At 73.5% G+C, this 17,435-nt stretch carries 12 protein-coding genes; 7 read left to right on the forward strand and 5 right to left on the reverse strand.

The features are described from left to right. Positions 1-203: 203 nt before the first annotated feature. From HDA32_RS30530 to HDA32_RS08815, 3 genes are all read left to right on the forward strand, one after another. Positions 204-3,896 carry a DUF5682 family protein gene (locus HDA32_RS30530; RefSeq protein ID WP_246334267.1) on the forward strand — a complete coding sequence of 1,231 codons (3,693 nt, stop codon included), beginning with the start codon at positions 204-206 and terminating at the stop codon, positions 3,894-3,896. Positions 3,897-3,987: 91 nt separating this feature from the next. Beyond that, complete coding sequence (locus HDA32_RS08810) at positions 3,988-5,835, forward strand: hypothetical protein (RefSeq protein WP_179642722.1); 1,848 nt, start codon at positions 3,988-3,990, stop codon at positions 5,833-5,835. Between the two features lie 218 nt (positions 5,836-6,053). Then, a complete protein-coding gene (locus tag HDA32_RS08815) occupies positions 6,054-7,397 on the forward strand; it encodes a PrsW family intramembrane metalloprotease (RefSeq protein WP_179642723.1) in 1,344 nt (447 codons plus the stop codon). On the opposite strand, the gene HDA32_RS08820 is transcribed toward HDA32_RS08815, so the two are convergent. Together HDA32_RS08820 and HDA32_RS08825 are read right to left on the reverse strand one after the other, a co-directional pair. Beyond that, positions 7,330-8,409 carry a COX15/CtaA family protein gene (locus tag HDA32_RS08820; protein ID WP_179642724.1) on the reverse strand — a complete coding sequence of 360 codons (1,080 nt, stop codon included), beginning with the start codon at positions 8,407-8,409 and terminating at the stop codon, positions 7,330-7,332. The genes HDA32_RS08815 and HDA32_RS08820 overlap by 68 nt on opposite strands. 66 nt (positions 8,410-8,475) lie before the next feature. After that, positions 8,476-9,447 (reverse strand): EamA family transporter, encoded by a 972-nt coding sequence (locus tag HDA32_RS08825; RefSeq protein ID WP_376766945.1) that lies wholly within the window; start codon positions 9,445-9,447, stop codon positions 8,476-8,478. Between the two features lie 118 nt (positions 9,448-9,565). Here HDA32_RS08825 and HDA32_RS08830 point away from each other — a divergent pair, with 118 nt between their 5' ends. Next, positions 9,566-10,786 carry an arginine deiminase gene (locus HDA32_RS08830; RefSeq protein ID WP_179642725.1) on the forward strand — a complete coding sequence of 407 codons (1,221 nt, stop codon included), beginning with the start codon at positions 9,566-9,568 and terminating at the stop codon, positions 10,784-10,786. Between the two features lie 142 nt (positions 10,787-10,928). Next, complete coding sequence (gene argF / locus HDA32_RS08835; protein WP_179642726.1) at positions 10,929-11,933, forward strand: ornithine carbamoyltransferase; 1,005 nt, start codon at positions 10,929-10,931, stop codon at positions 11,931-11,933. A gap of 26 nt (positions 11,934-11,959) precedes the next feature. Here argF and HDA32_RS08840 read toward each other — a convergent pair whose 3' ends face one another. The 3 genes from HDA32_RS08840 to HDA32_RS08850 all read right to left on the reverse strand — a co-directional run bounded on the left by HDA32_RS08840 (position 11,960) and on the right by HDA32_RS08850 (position 14,893). Beyond that, positions 11,960-12,355, reverse strand: coding sequence for a hypothetical protein (locus HDA32_RS08840; RefSeq protein WP_179642727.1), 396 nt, complete (start codon positions 12,353-12,355; stop codon positions 11,960-11,962). Between the two features lie 745 nt (positions 12,356-13,100). Further along, positions 13,101-13,964: an ABC transporter permease gene (locus HDA32_RS08845; RefSeq protein ID WP_179642728.1), complete on the reverse strand. Its 864-nt coding sequence runs from the start codon at positions 13,962-13,964 to the stop codon at positions 13,101-13,103. Continuing rightward, positions 13,961-14,893 (reverse strand): ABC transporter ATP-binding protein, encoded by a 933-nt coding sequence (locus HDA32_RS08850; RefSeq protein WP_179642729.1) that lies wholly within the window; start codon positions 14,891-14,893, stop codon positions 13,961-13,963. Before HDA32_RS08850 ends, HDA32_RS08845 begins: the two co-directional genes overlap by 4 nt. Before the next feature lie 258 nt (positions 14,894-15,151). Here HDA32_RS08850 and HDA32_RS08855 point away from each other — a divergent pair, with 258 nt between their 5' ends. Beyond that, positions 15,152-16,021, forward strand: coding sequence for a helix-turn-helix transcriptional regulator (locus HDA32_RS08855; protein ID WP_179642730.1), 870 nt, complete (start codon positions 15,152-15,154; stop codon positions 16,019-16,021). After that, positions 16,021-17,433 (forward strand): Fe-S cluster assembly protein SufB, encoded by a 1,413-nt coding sequence (gene sufB, locus HDA32_RS08860; protein ID WP_179642731.1) that lies wholly within the window; start codon positions 16,021-16,023, stop codon positions 17,431-17,433. Before HDA32_RS08855 ends, sufB begins: the two co-directional genes overlap by 1 nt. Positions 17,434-17,435: the final 2 nt, after the last annotated feature.

The following is a 17,435-nucleotide window of genomic DNA, read 5'->3' on the forward strand; positions in this document are numbered from 1 at the left end:
CCTTCCACGGGGGCGGCGAGGGCGGGAGCGGGCTTCGGGCCGGGGTTGTCCACAGGTTGCCGGATGGGAGTTGGCGTGGAGGGCTTGACAGGGCGAGGGTGGATTTCACGCGGCTCTGCTGAGTCGGGTGGTCTGCCCCCTGGTCGGGCGGGGCATGCGCGGCGCCCGGTTCGATGGAGGTCGGACGAGGAGATGACGCACGCATGAACCCGCAGGACGGCACGCCGGCCCGGGCGGCGGCGCCCGGCGCCGCAGAGATGACCGAGGCGCTGGTGGCCGCCGAGTCACCGCACCTCATCGGGGTGCGGCACCATTCCCCGGTGCTCGCCGCCGCCATGCCCGCGCTGCTCGACGCCGCGCGGCCCGACGCCGTCCTCGTCGAGCTGCCGCACGAGGCCGACCCGTGGCTGCCGTGGCTCGGCCACCCCGAGACGACCGCGCCGGTCGCGCTGGTGCTCGGCGAGGAGCGGGCCTACGGGTTCTACCCCTTCGCCGATTTCTCGCCGGAGCTCGCCGCCATCCGCTGGGCCCGTTCCAACGGCGTGCCGGTGCGCGCCATCGACCTCCCGGCCTCGATCCGGCCCCCGAGCGAGCGCCCCGCGCTCGGTCCACCCGAGTCGGGGCCGGCGGCCGCCGTCCGCGGGGCCGAGGACGTGGACGGTGAGGAGGAGCTGTGGGACCGCCTGGTCGAGGCGCGCTCCTACGGAGCCGACCCCGAACGCGTGCGCCGCGCCGCGCTCGCCATGGGCTGGCTCGGCCGTGCCGACGAAGAGGCGCGGGGCGGCGTCGCCCCCCGGGACCTCGTGCGTGAGGCGTGGATGCGCCGCCGCGTCGACGAGGTCACCGCCGAGCTCGGCGCGCACCGCCCCGCCGCGGTCGTCGGGGCGTTCCACGCCGCGGCGCTGCTGCCGTCCGGAGGCGGCGGGGCCGAGGCGTTCGCGCTTCCCCCGACCTCCGAGGTCCCCGTTCCGGTGCCGGGCGGTCCCGTGCCCGGCGGCACGGTCACCGCGCTGATCCCCTACACCTTCGAGCTGCTCGACTCCCGCTCGGGCTACCCGGCCGGCATCCGCGACCCCGAGTGGCAGCAGGACGTCCACCGCTCGGGCGGCGCCCCCGAACTGGTCGAGCGCGCCGCGGCGAGCCGGCTCGCCGCCGTCGGGCGCCGCATGCGCGGCGACGGTCACGCCGTGGGGGTTCCCGACACGGCCGCCGCCTACCGCATGGCCCGCGACCTCGCAGCCCTGCGCGGCCTTGCCGCGCCCGGTCGGCGCGAGCTCGTCGAGGGCATGACCAGCGCGCTGACCCAGGGCGAATCCTTCGGGCGGGCGCGCGCCGTCGCCGCCGCGGCCCACCGCGAGCTCGTCGGCGAGCGCCGCGGCGCGCCCGCGTCCGGAGCCCCGGCATCGGGGCTCGTCGTCCACGTCACGGCGTTGCTGGCCGAGCTCGGCCTGCCGGGGCCGGACTCCCGGGGCCGGGAACGCGATCTGCGCCTCGACCCGTTCCGCAACGGGCGCGACCGCGCCCGGCACGTCGCGCTGAACCGGCTCGCGGCCGCCGGCGTCTCCTACGCCGAGGAGCGCGGTGTCGCGGGCCTCGGCGACGCCGAATCCCTCGGGCGGCGGTGGCGCGCCGCGTGGCGCCCCACCACCGGGGCCACGCTGGAAATGGCGGCCTGCTACGGCATCACGCTGGAGTCCGCGGCCCGGGGGCGGATCTCGGCCGACCTCCGCGAGGCCGACGGCGACCTCACTCCGGCCGCGGCCGGGGCCCTGCTCGCCCGCGCCGCCGAATGCGGCCTGCCGGAGCAGGTCGCCGAGCTGGGCGGGCGCATCGACTCCGCGGTCCTGCCGCGCGTCGGCCTGGCCGACGCCATCACCCTGCACGACCACGTCCACCGCATCGTCGCGGGCCAGGTTCCCGGGATGCGCGACGTCCCCGCGTCCCTGCCGCGCCTGCGGACCCGGCTCGCCGAGGCAGCGGTCGCCTCGGTCGCGGGCATGGCCGGCAGCACCGACCTCGCCGACGCCGCGGCGCTGCTGCGCGTCGTCCGCCTCGTGCAGGCCCAGGCCGCGCTGCCGGGTGCGGTCGGACCCCGACGACTGCTCTGGCAACTGCGCGGCCTCAGCGCCGAGGGCGGCCCCCTCGCGCAGGGGGCCGCGACCGCGGCGCTGGTCCTGCTGGACGAGCTCCCGGCGGCGGACCTGGCCGACCGCCTGGAAGGCTGGCTGGACCTCGCCCGCCCGCCGGGCGTGCTCGGCAGCGAGAACGGCGGCGACCGGGGCGGCAGCGGCGGGGGCGCCGAGGGCCGAGGGAGGCGCCACGAGGGCCATGGCGGAGACGGCGACGGCGACGCCGCGGGCCATGACGGCCGGGGCCTGGCCCACCGCATCGCGGGCGCCCTGACCGTCGCGGCCCCCGTGGTCGAAGGGGACCCCGGCGTCCTCGACGCGATGAGCGGGCCGATCGAGCGCTGGCCCGACGCCGACTTCCTCGCCCGGCTGCCCGCGCTGCGCGAAGGCTACGAGGTGCTGTCCGCGGCCGCCCGCTCCCGCTTCCTTGAGACCGTCTCGGAGCGGCACGGCCACCTCTCAGCGCACGACCTCGCCGTCGACGCCGAACGGTCGGCGGCCTGGGCGGCGGCCGACCTCGCCGCCCGCTCGGTGGTCGGCGCCCTCGTCCCCGGCCTGCTGGAGCGCTGCGGCGCGGCCGCGCCGCCGGGCCCCGGTGCCCCGGGGCCCTCCGCGGCCCGCGAGGGGAGCCCCGTCTCCGCCGACGGCGGAACCGCGAACGCCATCGGCCCGCTCGACCGGTGGCGGCTGGTCCTGGGGCGGCCGCCGAGCGAAGGCGCCGCGGCGACCGCGCACCGCGCCGCGGCCGCGCTCGACGAGCTCTACGGGCGGGGCCACGGCGAAGGAGCGCAGACCGGGGAGGGCGGTCCCCGCGGCGGGAGCGAGCGGCCCCGGCCCTCGGCGCGCGAATGGGCCGAGGAACTGGAGGCGCTGTTCGGTTCCCGGGTCCGCGAAGAGGTCCTCGGGCGGGCCGCGCAGCGCGGGCGCGGTGACGTGCTCGACCAGCTCGACCCCGAGCACGTCACCCCCTCCGTCGACCTGCTGGAGCACGTCCTGTCGTTGAGCGGCGCGCTTCCGGAGTCCCGGCTGGCGAAGCTGCGCCCCCTCGTCGACCGGCTGATCCGGCAACTCGTCGAACGGCTGGCGCGGCGGATGCGCCCCGCGCTGACCGGCCTGAACATGCCGCGCCCGACCCGCAGGCCCGGAGGTCGGCTGGACCTCGGCCGCACCATCCGGGCCAATCTGCACACCGCGCGGCCGGGCAACGACGGCGCGATGGTCGTCGTCCCCGAGCGGCCGGTCTTCTCCACCCGGGCCCGGCGCAGCGCCGACTGGCACGTCAACATCGTGGTCGACGTGTCGGGCTCGATGGAGCGCTCCACGATCTACGCGGCGCTCGTCGCGGCCGTCCTGCACGGTCTGCCCGCGCTGAGCGTGTCGTTCACGGCGTTCTCGACCGAGGTCGTCGACCTCACCGACCGGGTCGGCGATCCGCTCGGCCTGCTGCTGGAGGTGTCGGTCGGCGGCGGGACCGACATCGGCGCCGGACTCGCGCACGCCCGAGCGCGCGTCACGGTGCCCAACCGCACCGTCGTCGCGCTCATCACCGACTTCGAGGAGGGCGGCAACCTGTCCAGGACGCTCGGCGAGGTCGGAGCGCTGGCGGGCAGCGGAGCGCACCTGCTGGGCCTGGCGGCCCTGGACGACGCGGGCAAACCCGTCTACAACCGCGCGCTGGCCGAGCGCTTCGTGGCCGCGGGCATGCCGGTCGCGGCGCTGTCACCGGAGGAGCTCGCCTCCTGGATCGGGGAGAGGGTGCGCGGGTGAGGGACGCGCGGACGAGTGGCGTCGGTAGCGCTGACAGGGCGGCCGCCCGGGCCGGCGGTGCCGGGGCGACGGAAGGGAACGGAGGGGATCGATGAGCGCCGAACGACCCCGGATCGACGCGGGACTGGCCGCCGACCTGCTCGGAGCCGCACCGGGGAGGGTCCGCAGGAAGCTCGATGCCGACCCCCGCGTCGCCGAGACCTGGGAGTGGCGGGCCGACGACGACGGCTGGAGCGTCGCAGCGGGCGGTGAGACCGTGCGGCTCGCCGCCCCCGTGCTCACCGAGGCCGCCCAGGTCGGCTGCAGCTGCCTGCTCAGCCCCCGCTGCCTGCACCTGCTCGCCGCCGTCGGCGTCCTCGACTCCGCGGGCGAGGGCGAACCGGCGGCCGGGGAACCGACCGGGGAGCCGGCCGGCACCGGCCCGGTCGACTCCGGACCGGAGACCGGGAGCGGCGCGCTCCTCGACCTGGCGGCCCCCGTCGACATCGACGACGCCGCCGGCGAGGCCGCGCTCCTGGCCTGGTCGGCCGGTGCGGAGGTGCTCACCACCGGGGTGCGCGCGGCCGGTGCGCCGCACCGCGCCGGGCTCCTGCGGGCCGCCTCCGTCGCGCGCGCCGCGCGGTTGCCGCGGCTCGCGGCCGCCTGCACCACCGTCGCCGCGGGCGTCCGCGACGCCGCGACGCCCGCGTTCACCCTGCCCGGCTACACCGAGGCCCTGGGCGACCTCCTCGGTCTCGCCTGGCGGCTGGGAGGCGGGCCCGAGGGTCCCCGCCCCGCCGCCGTGCTCGCCGACGTCGGCGTGGGCCGCCGGTCCTACGCCGAGATCGGGACGCTGCGGCTGTACGGCCTCGCCTGCGAGCGGGTCGCCACCGGATCCGGCTATGCCGGGGTGGTCTCGCACGTCCTCGCCTCCGGCGCGGGCGGGCAGCGCGCGCTGTGGCGCATCGGCGACGTCGCTCCGGGGGGCGCGGAGCGGGTCACGGCGGCCTACCGCGGGCCGGTCGGGTTCGGCGGCGTCTCGCTGAGCCACCGCGACCTCGCCCGCTCGGGCATGGTCGCCCAGCGGGTGAGCGCCAGCGCCGACGGCCGGCTCAGCGGGGGCACGGCCACGACCGCCGCGACCTCGGGCGGCGCCACCTGGTGGGATCCGCCGCTGTCGGCGCTGTGGGAGGAGCCGTTCGCCGACCAGGTGGCGCGTGCCCTGGCGGCCCTGTCCGCGCCCGTGCACCGCACCGGGGCCGACCTGGTGTTCGCGGACCTGACGGTCGTCGGCCCGGGGGATTCCCCGGGAGAGGACGGTTCGCTCCTGGCCACCGAGGTCGGCACGGGACGGACCGTGCTGGCCGTCGCCGCCGGCCCCGATGACCGCGTGGGCGCCGCCAACCTGGTTCGGCTCGCCGCCGACCACGGCGCCGCGCTGCGCGTCGTGGCGCGCCCGCTGCCCGGGCGGCCCGGTGCGCTGCACCTGCTGGCCGCGGCCCCGGACGCGAGCCGGCCCCTGCCCGAGTCATGGGCCGGCCGGATCAACCTCGGGCTGGACGCGCTGCCCGGCCGCCCGCCCGGACACCCCCGGACCCCGGTGGCCGACGGGGCCCGGCGCGATCCCGAATCGCCGCTCGCCCCCTGCACGCGGGTGCTGAACCGGCTGGCCGAAGGCGGCCGCTGCGCCGCCTCGGCCGCCGCCGTCGACGCCGCCGTGCCCCGGCTGCGCCGCACCCACCTTCCCGGAGCCGCCGACCTGCTCACCGAGCTCGGCGCCGCCGCCGGCGAGCGGCTGCGCACCGCCACAGGAGAGTCGGTCCCGCCGCCCCCCGACCGCCTCGCCCTGACGTGGCTGGCCGCCCTGGCCTATGCGAGCGCGGCAGCCGCCGACCTGGACCGCCGCGCCTGGATCGGAGCCACCTCCGGCCGGTCTTCTCGGCACCGTGGACCCTACTGAGGTCCGCATCGGCCCGTGCCCGGCCCGAGCCGCCCGCGGCCGGACGTTCACCTCCGGCTCACCACACGGTTTTCGCGGACCCCGGTGAAGCGGCGACGGCTCTGATCCCCACGGCTTCGAGACGCGGCGCCGAACGTGTGTCCGGACCAGGCCGGATGGTGCCTTGAGGGGGCGGTTGGCGCTGCTGGGGCGGGGGTGAGGCGTTACGCTCGGGGACTATGCCCGCTCTTGACACAAAAGCCATCCTCGAGGGACGCAAGCCCGGCCGTCACTCGACGGGACTGATCATCGGCATCATCGTGAGCGTCGTCTGCATGCTCCTGGTGCTCGGCTACCTGCTGCTGGGCGGCCTGGCCGGCGGCGGTGCGGTCGGCGCGCTCGGCTTCGTGGTCAGCCTGGTCGCGGCGATCATCCCGGTGGCCGTCCTGATTCCGCTGATCCTGCTGCTGGACCGGCTGGAACCCGAGCCCGGCCCCGTGCTGCTCTTCGCATTCCTGTGGGGAGCGGGCGTGGCCGTCCTGGTCTCGCTCGTCCTCAACACGATGGGCATGGAGCTCTACACCGTGCCGCTGTTCGGCGCGGATCTGGGCTCCTACATCAGCGCGGCCGTCGGAGCCCCACTGGTGGAGGAGAGCGCCAAGGGCATCGTGCTGCTCTTCCTGCTGTGGCGGCGCCGGCACGAGATCGACTCCTACACCGACGGCGTCATCTACGCGGGCATGGTGGCGACCGGGTTCGCCTTCACCGAGAACATCTCCTACTTCCTCAGCGCGCTGTTCGAGCAGGGCTTCGCGGGTCTCGCCTTCACCTTCATCCTGCGCGGCATCATCGCCCCCTTCGGCCACCCGCTCTACACCGCGATGATCGGCCTGGGCGTCGCGCACGCGGCCATCAACCGGGGCGGCGCGCGCTTCCTCGCGCCCGTCGGCGGCTGGATCGCCGCGGTGCTGCTGCACGGGCTGTGGAACGGGTCCACGATCTTCGGCTGGATCGGCCTGGGCGTCGCCTACGTCGTGCTGCTCTTCGTGCTGATCATGATCATCGTGGTCGCCGTGCAGGACCGGCGGCGCCAGGTCGGGGCGATCGCCCACTACCTGCCGCCCTACATCTCCACCGGCCTGGTCACGCCGCCCGACATCCAGATGCTCAGCTCCATGGGCGGGCGCCGGCAGGCGCGCACCTGGGCCCAGCGGAACGCCGGTGCGCGCGGCCGCAAGGCGATGGAGGACTACCAGCTCGCGGCGACCGAGCTCGCCCTGCTGCACAACAGGCTGGACCGGGGGGTGGCGCGCCCGCAGTGGTGGCACCGCCGCGACTCGTTCCTCGCGCTCATGCACGTGGCCCGCGAGGCGTTCATCGGGTCCATGCCGCAGCAGGCCGTTCCGTCCTGGACCAGCAAACCCACCGACTCCGGTTTCCTCAACCGCTCCGACTTCTCCCACGTCATCGAGCGGGCGCGGGCGCAGCGCGAGGCGGGCGGCCGGCAGCCTCCGCCTACCGGTCAGCAGCTCCCGCCGTACTACCCGCGGCAGCAGCCTCCGGGGCCGCCGCAGGGCTGGTGACCGCGACCCGCTCGGCGGTGCCGAAGTACAGCCGCAGGATCGCGATCCAGACCAGGGCCGAACCGAGCACGTGCAGGACCACCAGCCATTCGGGCAGGCCGAGCAGGTACTGGGCGTAGCCGATGGCGCCCTGGCCGAGGACGGCGGCCAGCAGCAGCCACGCCTGGGCGCGCACCGTACGCGGCGCGCCGGTCCTGGCGGTGAGCGCGATCAGCGCGACCGTGCCGGCCACGGTCAGCCAGGCCAGGGCGGAGTGCAGCCGGGTCACCAGCACGATGTCGAATCCCCAGCGCGGTGCGGCGGCGTCGCCGCCGTGCGGGCCGGTGCCGGTGACCACGGTGCCCGCGATCAGCAGCAGGAAGCCGATGACGACCATGGCGGCGGCCATGCGCCTGATCGGCGGGGTGACGGTGAGCCGCAGCTCTCCCTGCGGTTCACGGCAGCGCACGTAGTAGGCGACGGTGACGATCACCACGACCATGGACAGCAGGAAGTGCGCGCCGACCGACGCGGGGTGCAGGTCGCTCCACACGGTGATGCCGCCGACCACGCCCTGGCCGAGTACGCCCACCGGGATGATGACCGCCATGGTCAGCAGGTCGCGGCGGCGGGGGCGCAGCCGCAGCGTCGCCACCAGAACGATCAAGCCGACGGCGAAGACGAGGAAGAACAGCGTCCGGTTGCCGAACTCGATGGCGGCGTTGAACGCCGAATGCTCGGTCCCCACCGGCACGAAGCTCTCCGGCGTGCACCTGGGCCACTCCGAGCAGCCCAGGCCCGAGGAGGTGACCCGCACGGTCGCCCCGGTCACGGCGATCCCGACGTTGACGACGATGTTGCCCAGCGCCCACCAGCGCACCGATCGCGTGGTCGGCCGCCAGATGGTGCGCGCCAGCAGCACCAGGGCCAGGACCCCGGTGACGGCGAACGCGATCTGCCACGCCCACAGCGGCAGGTTGAGCAGAATGATGTCGTCCGCCGCCGATGCGGCCGACGCCGGGGAAGGATTCATACGACAGATCGTAGTAGATCGTTTCGGTCCGGCCGTCCCAGGTCAGCGTCTTGGCGATCGCCCTGGTCAGTCCTGTTCCGGCTGCTCCGGCCGGTTCCTCCGCCGGCGCCTGGTTCGTTTGGTCCGCTCCGGTGGCGTCCGGGTCGCCCCCACGCTCGCGGCGACGACGCATGCCACCGCCAACCACTGCCAGGCCGACAGGAACTCGCTCAGCAGCAGCATGCCGATCAGGGCGGCCGCCGCCGGTTCCAGGCTCATCAGGATGCCGAACACCCGCGGGGGCATCCGGCGCAGCGCCTGCATCTCCAGCGTGTAGGGGACCACCGACGACAGCAGGCCCACGGCCAGGCCGATCAGCAGCAGCCGGGGATCCAGCAGGGCCGTCCCGCCCTCGGCGATGCCGGCCGGGGCCATCAGGAAGACGCCCACAACGCTGGCGATCGCCAGCCCCGAGGTTCCGGAGAAGCGCTGCCCGGTGGCCGCGCTGAGCAGGATGTAGCCGGCCCAGGCCACCGCTGCGAGCAGTGCGAACGCCACGCCCGCGAAGGTGACCTCGCCGTTGCCGCGGCCCAGCAGCAGCACGCCGGTCGCGGCCAGCGCCACCCACAGCAGGTCGACCCTGCGGCGCGAACCGGCGACCGCCACCGCCAGCGGGCCCAGGAACTCGATGGTGACCGCGATCCCCAGGGGGATGCGCGCGAACGACTGGTAGATCGCGTAGTTCATGGTGGCCAGCGACAGCCCGAACCCGACCACCACCAGCCAGTCGGCGCGGGTCCGGCCGCGCAGTGCCGGCCGGGCGAGCACCACCAGCACGATCGCCGAGGTGAGCAGCCGCAGCCACACCACGGCGCTGGGCGGCAGCACGCCGAACAGGTTCTTGGCGATGCCCGCGCCGAGCTGCACCGACAGGATGCCGATGAGGACCAGCCAGGTCGGCGGGATCGTCTCCCCGGCCGCGCGCGTCAGTGCGGCGGCGCTGATCGGTCGGAACCGGAACGGAAGCCGGGACTCACCCGCGGCGGAGTTGGCGATCACAACCAATCATCCTATGAACCGCCCGAAACGGATCGCCACGGATTATCCGCATCCGGAGGGGGCGCCGCGGGGAACGCTGAGAGAAACTCGTAGGGGAACCGAGAAAGAGCGAGGGACCATGGCCTTTTCCGTCAAGTCCGAGGTCGGCCGGCTTCGGCAGGTCATCGTGCACCGGCCCGACCTGGAGCTCAAACGGCTCACCCCGTCCAACAGGGAGGCCCTGCTCTTCGACGACGTCCTGTGGGTGCGCCGCGCCCGCGAGGAGCACGACGCGTTCGCCGACCAGTTGCGCGACCGCGGCGCCGAGGTGCACGTCTTCCACGAGCTCCTGCAGGACGTGCTGGACATTCCCGAGGCCAGGTCCTACATCCTCGACCAGGTGCTCAACGAGCGCTTCTACGGCACGCTGGCCATCGACGCGATCCGCAGCACCTTCGACGCCATGGACCCGGAGACGCTGCGCAGGTTCCTCATCGGCGGCATCACCAAGCGCGAAATCCTGGAGCGGATGGAGGAGCCGAAGTCGGTCTGGTTCCACACCCTGCCCCTGGACGGCTTCGTGCTGACCCCGCTGCCCAACCACATCTTCACCCGCGACACCTCGTGCTGGATCTACGGAGGGGTGTCCATCAACGCCATGCGCAAGAAGGCGCGCATGCGCGAGACGACGCACTACGAGGCCGTCTACAAGTGGCATCCGCTGTTCGCCCAAGCCGACTTCCAGGTCTGGGCGCCGGGCCGGGCCTGGGCGCCGGCCACCATCGAGGGCGGCGACGTCATGCCGATCGGCAACGGCTCGGTCGTCATCGGCCTGAGCGAGCGCACCCAGTCCCAGTCCGTCGAGCTGCTCGCGCACGAGCTGTTCGCCCGGGGCGGCGCCGAACGCATCCTGGGCATCTGGATGCCCAAGGCGCGCGCGGTGATGCACCTGGACACCGTCATGACCAATGTCGACCACGGCGTCTTCACCAAGTACGCGGGCCTGGGCATGCTCCCGTCCTACACGATCGAGCCCGGTGACAACGAGAAGGAGCTCAAGGTCACCGACCACGCGCCCGAGGACATGCACGGGGCGATCGCCGCCGCGGCCGGCCTCGACGACATCAAGGTCCTCACGCCGACGCAGGACGTGTTCTCCTCCGAGCGCGAGCAGTGGGACGACGGGTGCAACGTCTTCGCCGTCGAGCCCGGCGTGGTCCTCTCCTACGAGCGCAACGTCACCTCGAACACCTACCTGCGCAAGAACGGGATCGAGGTCATCACCGTCCGCGGCAGCGAGCTCGGCCGCGGACGGGGTGGACCGCACTGCATGACCTGCCCGATCGAGCGGGACGCCTGACTCTCTCGAATTTCTATTCGGAGATGTGTATATTCTTCCAGGTGGGGGTCCGGCGCCACCCGCTGCACCGTTCGCCGACCGCCCCGGCCCGGCCCGCCCGGCGGGCCGCACACTTCGAGGGACGCTGGAGGGACCCGCCGCGATGGCCTTCAACCTGCGCAACCGCAGTTTCGTGAAAGAGCTCGACTTCACCCCGCAGGAATTCGCGTTCCTGCTCAAACTCTCGGCCGAGCTCAAGGCCGCCAAGTACGCGGGCACCGAGCGGCAGCGCCTCAAGGGCAGGAACATCGCCCTGATCTTCGAGAAGACCTCCACCCGCACCCGGTGCGCGTTCGAGGTCGCGGCACACGACCAGGGCGCGCACGTCACCTACCTGGACCCGTCGGGCTCGCAGATCGGCCACAAGGAATCCATCAAGGACACCGCCAGGGTCCTGGGCCGGATGTTCGACGGCATCGAGTACCGGGGGTCGCGGCAGGCCCTGGTCGAGGAGCTCGCCGCGCACGCGGGCGTCCCGGTGTGGAACGGCCTCACCGACGAGTGGCACCCCACCCAGATGCTGGCCGACTTCCTCACCATCACCGAGCACACCGACAAGCCGCTGAGCGAGGTCAAGCTCGCCTACATGGGCGACGCCCGCAACAACCTCGGCCACTCGCTGACCGTGACCGGTGCGATGCTGGGCACCGACGTGCGCATGGTCGCGCCCAAGGAGCTGTGGCCCGACGAGGAGGCGGTGGCCGGGCCGGCCCGCGCCCTGGCCGAGAGGACCGGAGGCAGGATCGCCTTCACCGACGACGTCGCCGAAGGCCTTCGCGACGTCGACTTCGTCTACACCGACGTGTGGGTGTCGATGGGCGAGCCGGCCGAGACGTGGGACCGGCGCATCGAACTGCTCAGGCCCTACCAGGTCAACGCCGAGGCGATGGCGGCCACCGGCAACCCGGCCGTGAAGTTCCTGCACTGCCTGCCGGCCTTCCACGACCGCGACACCGGGATCGGCGAGGAGATCCACGCCAGGACCGGCATGGCGGAACTGGAGGTCACCGACGAGGTCTTCGAGTCCGAGGCCTCGATCGTCTTCGACCAGGCGGAGAACCGCATGCATACGATCAAGGCCGTCATGGTCGCGACCCTGGGGAGCTGACCGGCGCCATTGGTGTCGGTGGTCGCCTACCGGTGCGCGGTGCCGGAGGTCGGGGCGGCCTCGGCCGAGGCTCCGGCTGCGGGGGAGTCGACGGCGGCGGAGGCCGCCCGCGCCCCGGCGTCGCGGCCGTTGCGGACCGCGGCGAGCAGCAGCGCCAGCCAGCCGGCGGCCGCCACCGCCGGCTGCGCCAGGAGCATGACCAGTCCGGCGACGGATTCGGTGGCAAAGCCCGTGCCGACCTGCACCGCCAGCCACAGGAACGGCAGCGCGGCGGCGAGCGCCTGCAGCACCAGCCCGCCCGTGATCAGCGCCCGCCGGCGCGGCCGCAGGGCCAGCACGAGGACGAGCCCGATCGCCAGGACCACCGCGGACGGCCCCAGGTCGCGGACCAGGTTCACCCATGGCACACCGAGAGACTCCATCGCACCGAGGTTAGCGGTCCGGTCGGGCCGCCATGGTCTGCTGTGCGGCCTTGTCGGCTGCCGGACGGCGGGTGGTCTGCGCGGGAAAAGCAGCGATGAGGGCGGCGGCGGGTCCGGGCGGGCGCACAAGTGCCCGTTTTGCGGTGGTTCCCTCGCCGGTCTTGGCCTTGTGGGCGTTACTTGACGCTTTCAGGCCCCACAAGGTCAACGTGAGTTTCAACCTCGACCATCGGGGGCGTGAAGCCTCAGCCGAAGGTGGGATCCGCGGTGGCCGGGCGATCCTCTCGCGTGGCCGAAGGCCCCCAAAGGGATCGCACCGGCGCCGCGCCGCCCACGCCGCCTGCGTGGGCGCCAGGACGCGACCGGGGTTTCGGTGCGCGGTGAGGGCGCGGGCCGCCGTGCCCGCCCGCCTCGGCCACCGAGGGCGTGAGACACCGGCCACAGGAGTTTGAACCCCCGCCCAAAGACTGAACGCACACCGCCACCTCGGGCGCCGGGCCGAAACCGGGGTGTCGGCCTGTGCCCACGCAGGCGGCGTGCGCTTCGCGCGCGTGAGGGCGATTTTGCGTCCACGGGCCTTCGGCCACGCGAGAGAATCGCCCACCCGCGCGCCGTCCCTCCTGGGGCCGGCCTTCACGACTCCCTGGGGTCGAGGTGGAGGGTGCCCGCCCACGCGCCCACTCCGTCCCGGGACCGAGGTTGAAACTCAAGATCAAGATCGGCGAGAAGGGGTGGGCCCGGCGCCCTACTCCCAGCGGAAGAAGCGGCTCGCCAGGGCGGCCGCGACGGCGGCCCAGGCGGCGAGGACGGTGAGGGAGAGCAGGGGCGGACCGGCGCCGTCGGTCAGGACGGCGCGCAGGCCGTCGGCCAGTGCGGTGATCGGCAGGGCCGCCAGGACCGGTTGCGCGGCCTCGGGGTAGCGGTCGACGGGGAAGACCACGCCGCCCAGGCCCAGCAGCACCACGTAGACCAGGTTGGCCGCCGCCAGCGTCGCCTCGGCGCGCAGGGTCCCGGCCATCAGCAGGGCGAGCGAGCTGAACGCCGCCGTGGCCAGCAGCACCAGGACCGCGGCCTGGGCCGCGCCCGCCGCGCCCCCCGCGGGCGACCAGCCCAGGGCGAGCGCCACGCCCGCGAGCACCGCGATCTGCAGCGCCTGCACGGCCAGCACGGCCAGCGTCTTCGCGCCCAGCAGGCCCAGCCGCGACAGGGGCGTGGCGCCCAGCCGCTTGAGCACGCCGTAGCGCCGTTCGAAGCCGGTGCCGATCGCCTGGCCGGTGAACGCCGTGGACATCACCGCCAGCGCGATGATGCCGGGGGCGAGGAAGTCCACCCGCGTGCCGTCTCCCAGGTCGAGCAGCGAGGTGACGCTGAACCCGACCAGCAGCAGCACCGGGATGACCATGGTCAGCAGTAGCTGCTCGCCGTTGCGCAGCATCACGCGCAGCTCCATCCCCGCCTGCGCCAGCACCATGCGCGGCAGCGGCGCCGCGCCGGGGTTGGGCGAGAACGCGCCGGAGGCCGGGCGCCGGGCCGGGGACGCCTGCGACGGCGGGCCGGAGGGCGCGCGGGAGCGCGGGCTGGAAGAGCTGTTCCTGGCGTGATCGGTCATGATTCGCGGAGGTCCCGGCCGGTGAGTTCGAGGAAGACGTCTTCGAGGGTGCGCCGCTGTACGCGCAGGTCCTCGGGCAGGACGCCGTTGGCCGCGCACCAGGTGGTGACCGTGGCCAGGAATCCCGGCCCCAGCCCGGCGGGGTCGGCGCTCACGGCCACGTACTGGCCGCCGGGGAGCTCCTCGACGTCGCACTCGCCGGGCAGCGCCCGCAGCAGGCTCGCGGTGTCCAGGCCCGGATCGGCGCGGAAGCGCAGCTCCTGCCGCGCGTCGGTGAGGTCGGCGGTGCTGCCGTCGGCGACCACCCGGCCGTGGTCGACGATGACCACGTGGTCGGCGAGCCGCTCGGCCTCCTCCATGTGGTGGGTGGTCAGCACCACCCCCACACCGGCGTCGCGCAGTTCGCCGACGAGCTCCCAGGCGGCCATGCGGGCCTGGGGGTCCAGGCCGGCGGTCGGCTCGTCCAGGAAGACCAGTTCGGGGCGGCCGATCACGGCCGCGGCCAGCGACAGCCGCTGCTGCTGCCCGCCGGACAGTCGGCGGAACGGCGTCCGCGCCGCGGAGAGCAGCCCCAACCGCTCCAGCAGCTCCTGCGGCGGGACGGGGTCGGCGTGGAAGGCGGCCATGAGCCGCAGCCACTCGCCGGCGCGCGCGCCGGTGGGCACCCCGCCGGCCTGCAGCATCACGCCGACCCTGGGCTTGAGCGCGCGGGCGTCGGCCGCCGGGTCCAGGCCGAGGACGCGGACGCGGCCGGAGTCGGCGCGGCGGAACCCCTCGCAGATCTCGATCGTCGAGGTCTTGCCCGCGCCGTTGGGTCCGAGCAGTGCGGTCACGGCGCCGCGGGGCGCGGCGAACGACAGGCCGGCCACGGCGGTGGTGCCGCCGTAGCGCTTGACCAAGTCGGTTACCTCGACCGCGGCTGTGTCCATGCCGCAAAGTGTAGGCCGACGTCGCAGCCCCGGCGCACCGGGTCGCTTCCGCGGGGCGGGGCGCCGGGCGTGTCGGAATGTGGGATTCCCGTCCCGGGATGTGGTCGATTTCCCGCATGGGTCCGCCGGCTCCGGAGCGCGATCGCGGCCGCCGGCCGCCGAAGTGCCTGTTAGGCAAGGCTTGCCTGGGTGATGTATGGCATGCGTCACGGTTTGCTCAGAGGGACTTATTTACGCCACACTGATGTTGTGAAAAACATGAGCCACGATCCGCGGGCAGACGGGACCGCCGCGACCGGCGCGTCGCGGACGCCCGCAGGTCCCGAGCTCGGAGCCGAGACCGGCACCCGGGCACGGGTGGCGCGGCTCATTCTCGAACACGGTCCGATCACGGCGTCCACGCTGGGTGAACGCCTCGGGCTGACGCCGGCGGCGATCCGCCGCCACCTTGACAACCTGATGGTCGAGGGCATGGTCGAGGCGCGTGACGCCCGGCCGCAGGGGCGGCGGGGCAGAGGCCGCCCCGCCCGCGTCTTCGCCATCACCGAGGCCGGCCGCGACGCGTTCGTGCACGGTTACGACGACCTCGCCTCCAGCGCCCTGCGCTTTCTCGCCGAGAAGGCCGGGCCGGCGGCGGTCACCGAGTTCGCCCGCCGCCAGGTGGCCGACCTCGAACGCCGTTACCGTCCGCGGCTCGCCGAGGTCCCGCCGCAGCAGCGGGTCCGGCTGCTGGCCGAGGCGCTGTCCTCCGACGGCTACGCCGCCTCGGCCGGAGAGGCGCCGGCCCCCGGCGGCGGCGAGCAGTTGTGCCAGCACCACTGCCCGGTGGCCCACGTCGCGGCGGAGTTCCCCGAGCTGTGCGACGCCGAGGTCGAGGCGTTCGCGCGGCTGCTGGACACTCCGGTGCGCCGGCTGGCCACCATTGCCCACGGCGACGGTGTCTGCACGACCCACGTCAGCCCCCGCGACATCAATCCGGCGGGCCCCGGGGCCGGCCCTCTCCCGAGTGAGGGCGGGCCGCGCCGCGGTGAGCGGCACCGGGACGCCCGGCACCGCGACAAGCAGTACCGCGACAAGCAGCACCATGACAGGCAAGAAGGACGTCTGAGTCCAGGAGGATCCGCGTAATGACGTCTATCGCGCACCCCGAGCTCGAAGGGCTCGGCACCTATGAGTACGGCTGGGCCGACTCCGACGCGGCCGGCGCCGCCGCGCGCCGCGGCTTGAACGAGGAGGTCGTCCGCGACATCTCCGGCAAGAAGAACGAGCCGGACTGGATGCGCGACCTGCGGCTGAAGGCACTCAAGCTGTTCGGCAAGAAGCCGCTGCCCGCATGGGGTGCAGACCTCTCCAAGATCGACTTCGACAACATCAAGTACTTCGTGCGCTCCACGGAGCAGCAGGCCGCCTCCTGGGAGGACCTGCCCGAGGACATCAAGAACACCTACGACAAGCTGGGCATCCCCGAAGCGGAGAAGCAGCGCCTGGTCGCCGGTGTCGCCGCGCAGTACGAGTCCGAGGTCGTCTACCACCAGATCCGCGAGGACCTGGAGGCGCAGGGGGTCCTCTTCCTCGACACCGACACCGCTCTCAAGGAGCACCCGGAGATCTTCAAGGAGTACTTCGGCACGGTCATCCCGGCCGGCGACAACAAGTTCTCCGCGCTGAACACCGCCGTGTGGAGCGGTGGCTCCTTCATCTACGTGCCGCCGAACGTGCACGTCGAGATCCCGCTGCAGGCCTACTTCCGGATCAACACCGAGAACATGGGCCAGTTCGAGCGGACGCTGATCATCGTCGACGAGGGCGCCTACGTGCACTACGTCGAGGGCTGCACCGCTCCGATCTACAAGTCGGACTCGCTGCACTCCGCGGTCGTGGAGATCATCGTCAAGAAGAACGCCCGCTGCCGCTACACGACCATCCAGAACTGGTCGAACAACGTCTTCAACCTGGTGACCAAGCGCGCCGTCGCCTACGAGGGCGCCACCATGGAGTGGATCGACGGCAACATCGGCTCCCAGGTGACGATGAAGTACCCGGCCGTCTACCTCATGGGCGAGCACGCCAAGGGCGAGACGCTGTCGATCGCGTTCGCCGGCGAGGGCCAGCACCAGGACACCGGTTCCAAGATGGTGCACTGCGCGCCCAACACCTCCTCGACCATCGTGTCCAAGTCGGTGGCCCGCGGTGGCGGCCGCGCCTCCTACCGCGGCCTGGTCCAGGTCCAGGAGGGCGCGAGCCACTCCAAGTCCACGGTCAAGTGCGACGCCCTGCTGATCGACACCGAGAGCCGGTCCGACACCTACCCCTACAACGACATCCGCGAGGACGACGTTGAGATGGGCCACGAGGCCACGGTCTCCAAGGTGAGCGAGGACCAGCTCTTCTACCTGATGAGCCGCGGCCTCGACGAGGACGAGGCCATGGCGATGATCGTGCGCGGGTTCGTCGAGCCCATCGCGCGCGAGCTGCCCATGGAGTACGCGCTGGAGCTGAACCGGCTCATCGAGCTGCAGATGGAAGGAGCGGTTGGTTAAGG

It is taken from the genome of Spinactinospora alkalitolerans (genome assembly GCF_013408795.1).
Lineage (GTDB): Bacteria > Actinomycetota > Actinomycetes > Streptosporangiales > Streptosporangiaceae > Spinactinospora > Spinactinospora alkalitolerans.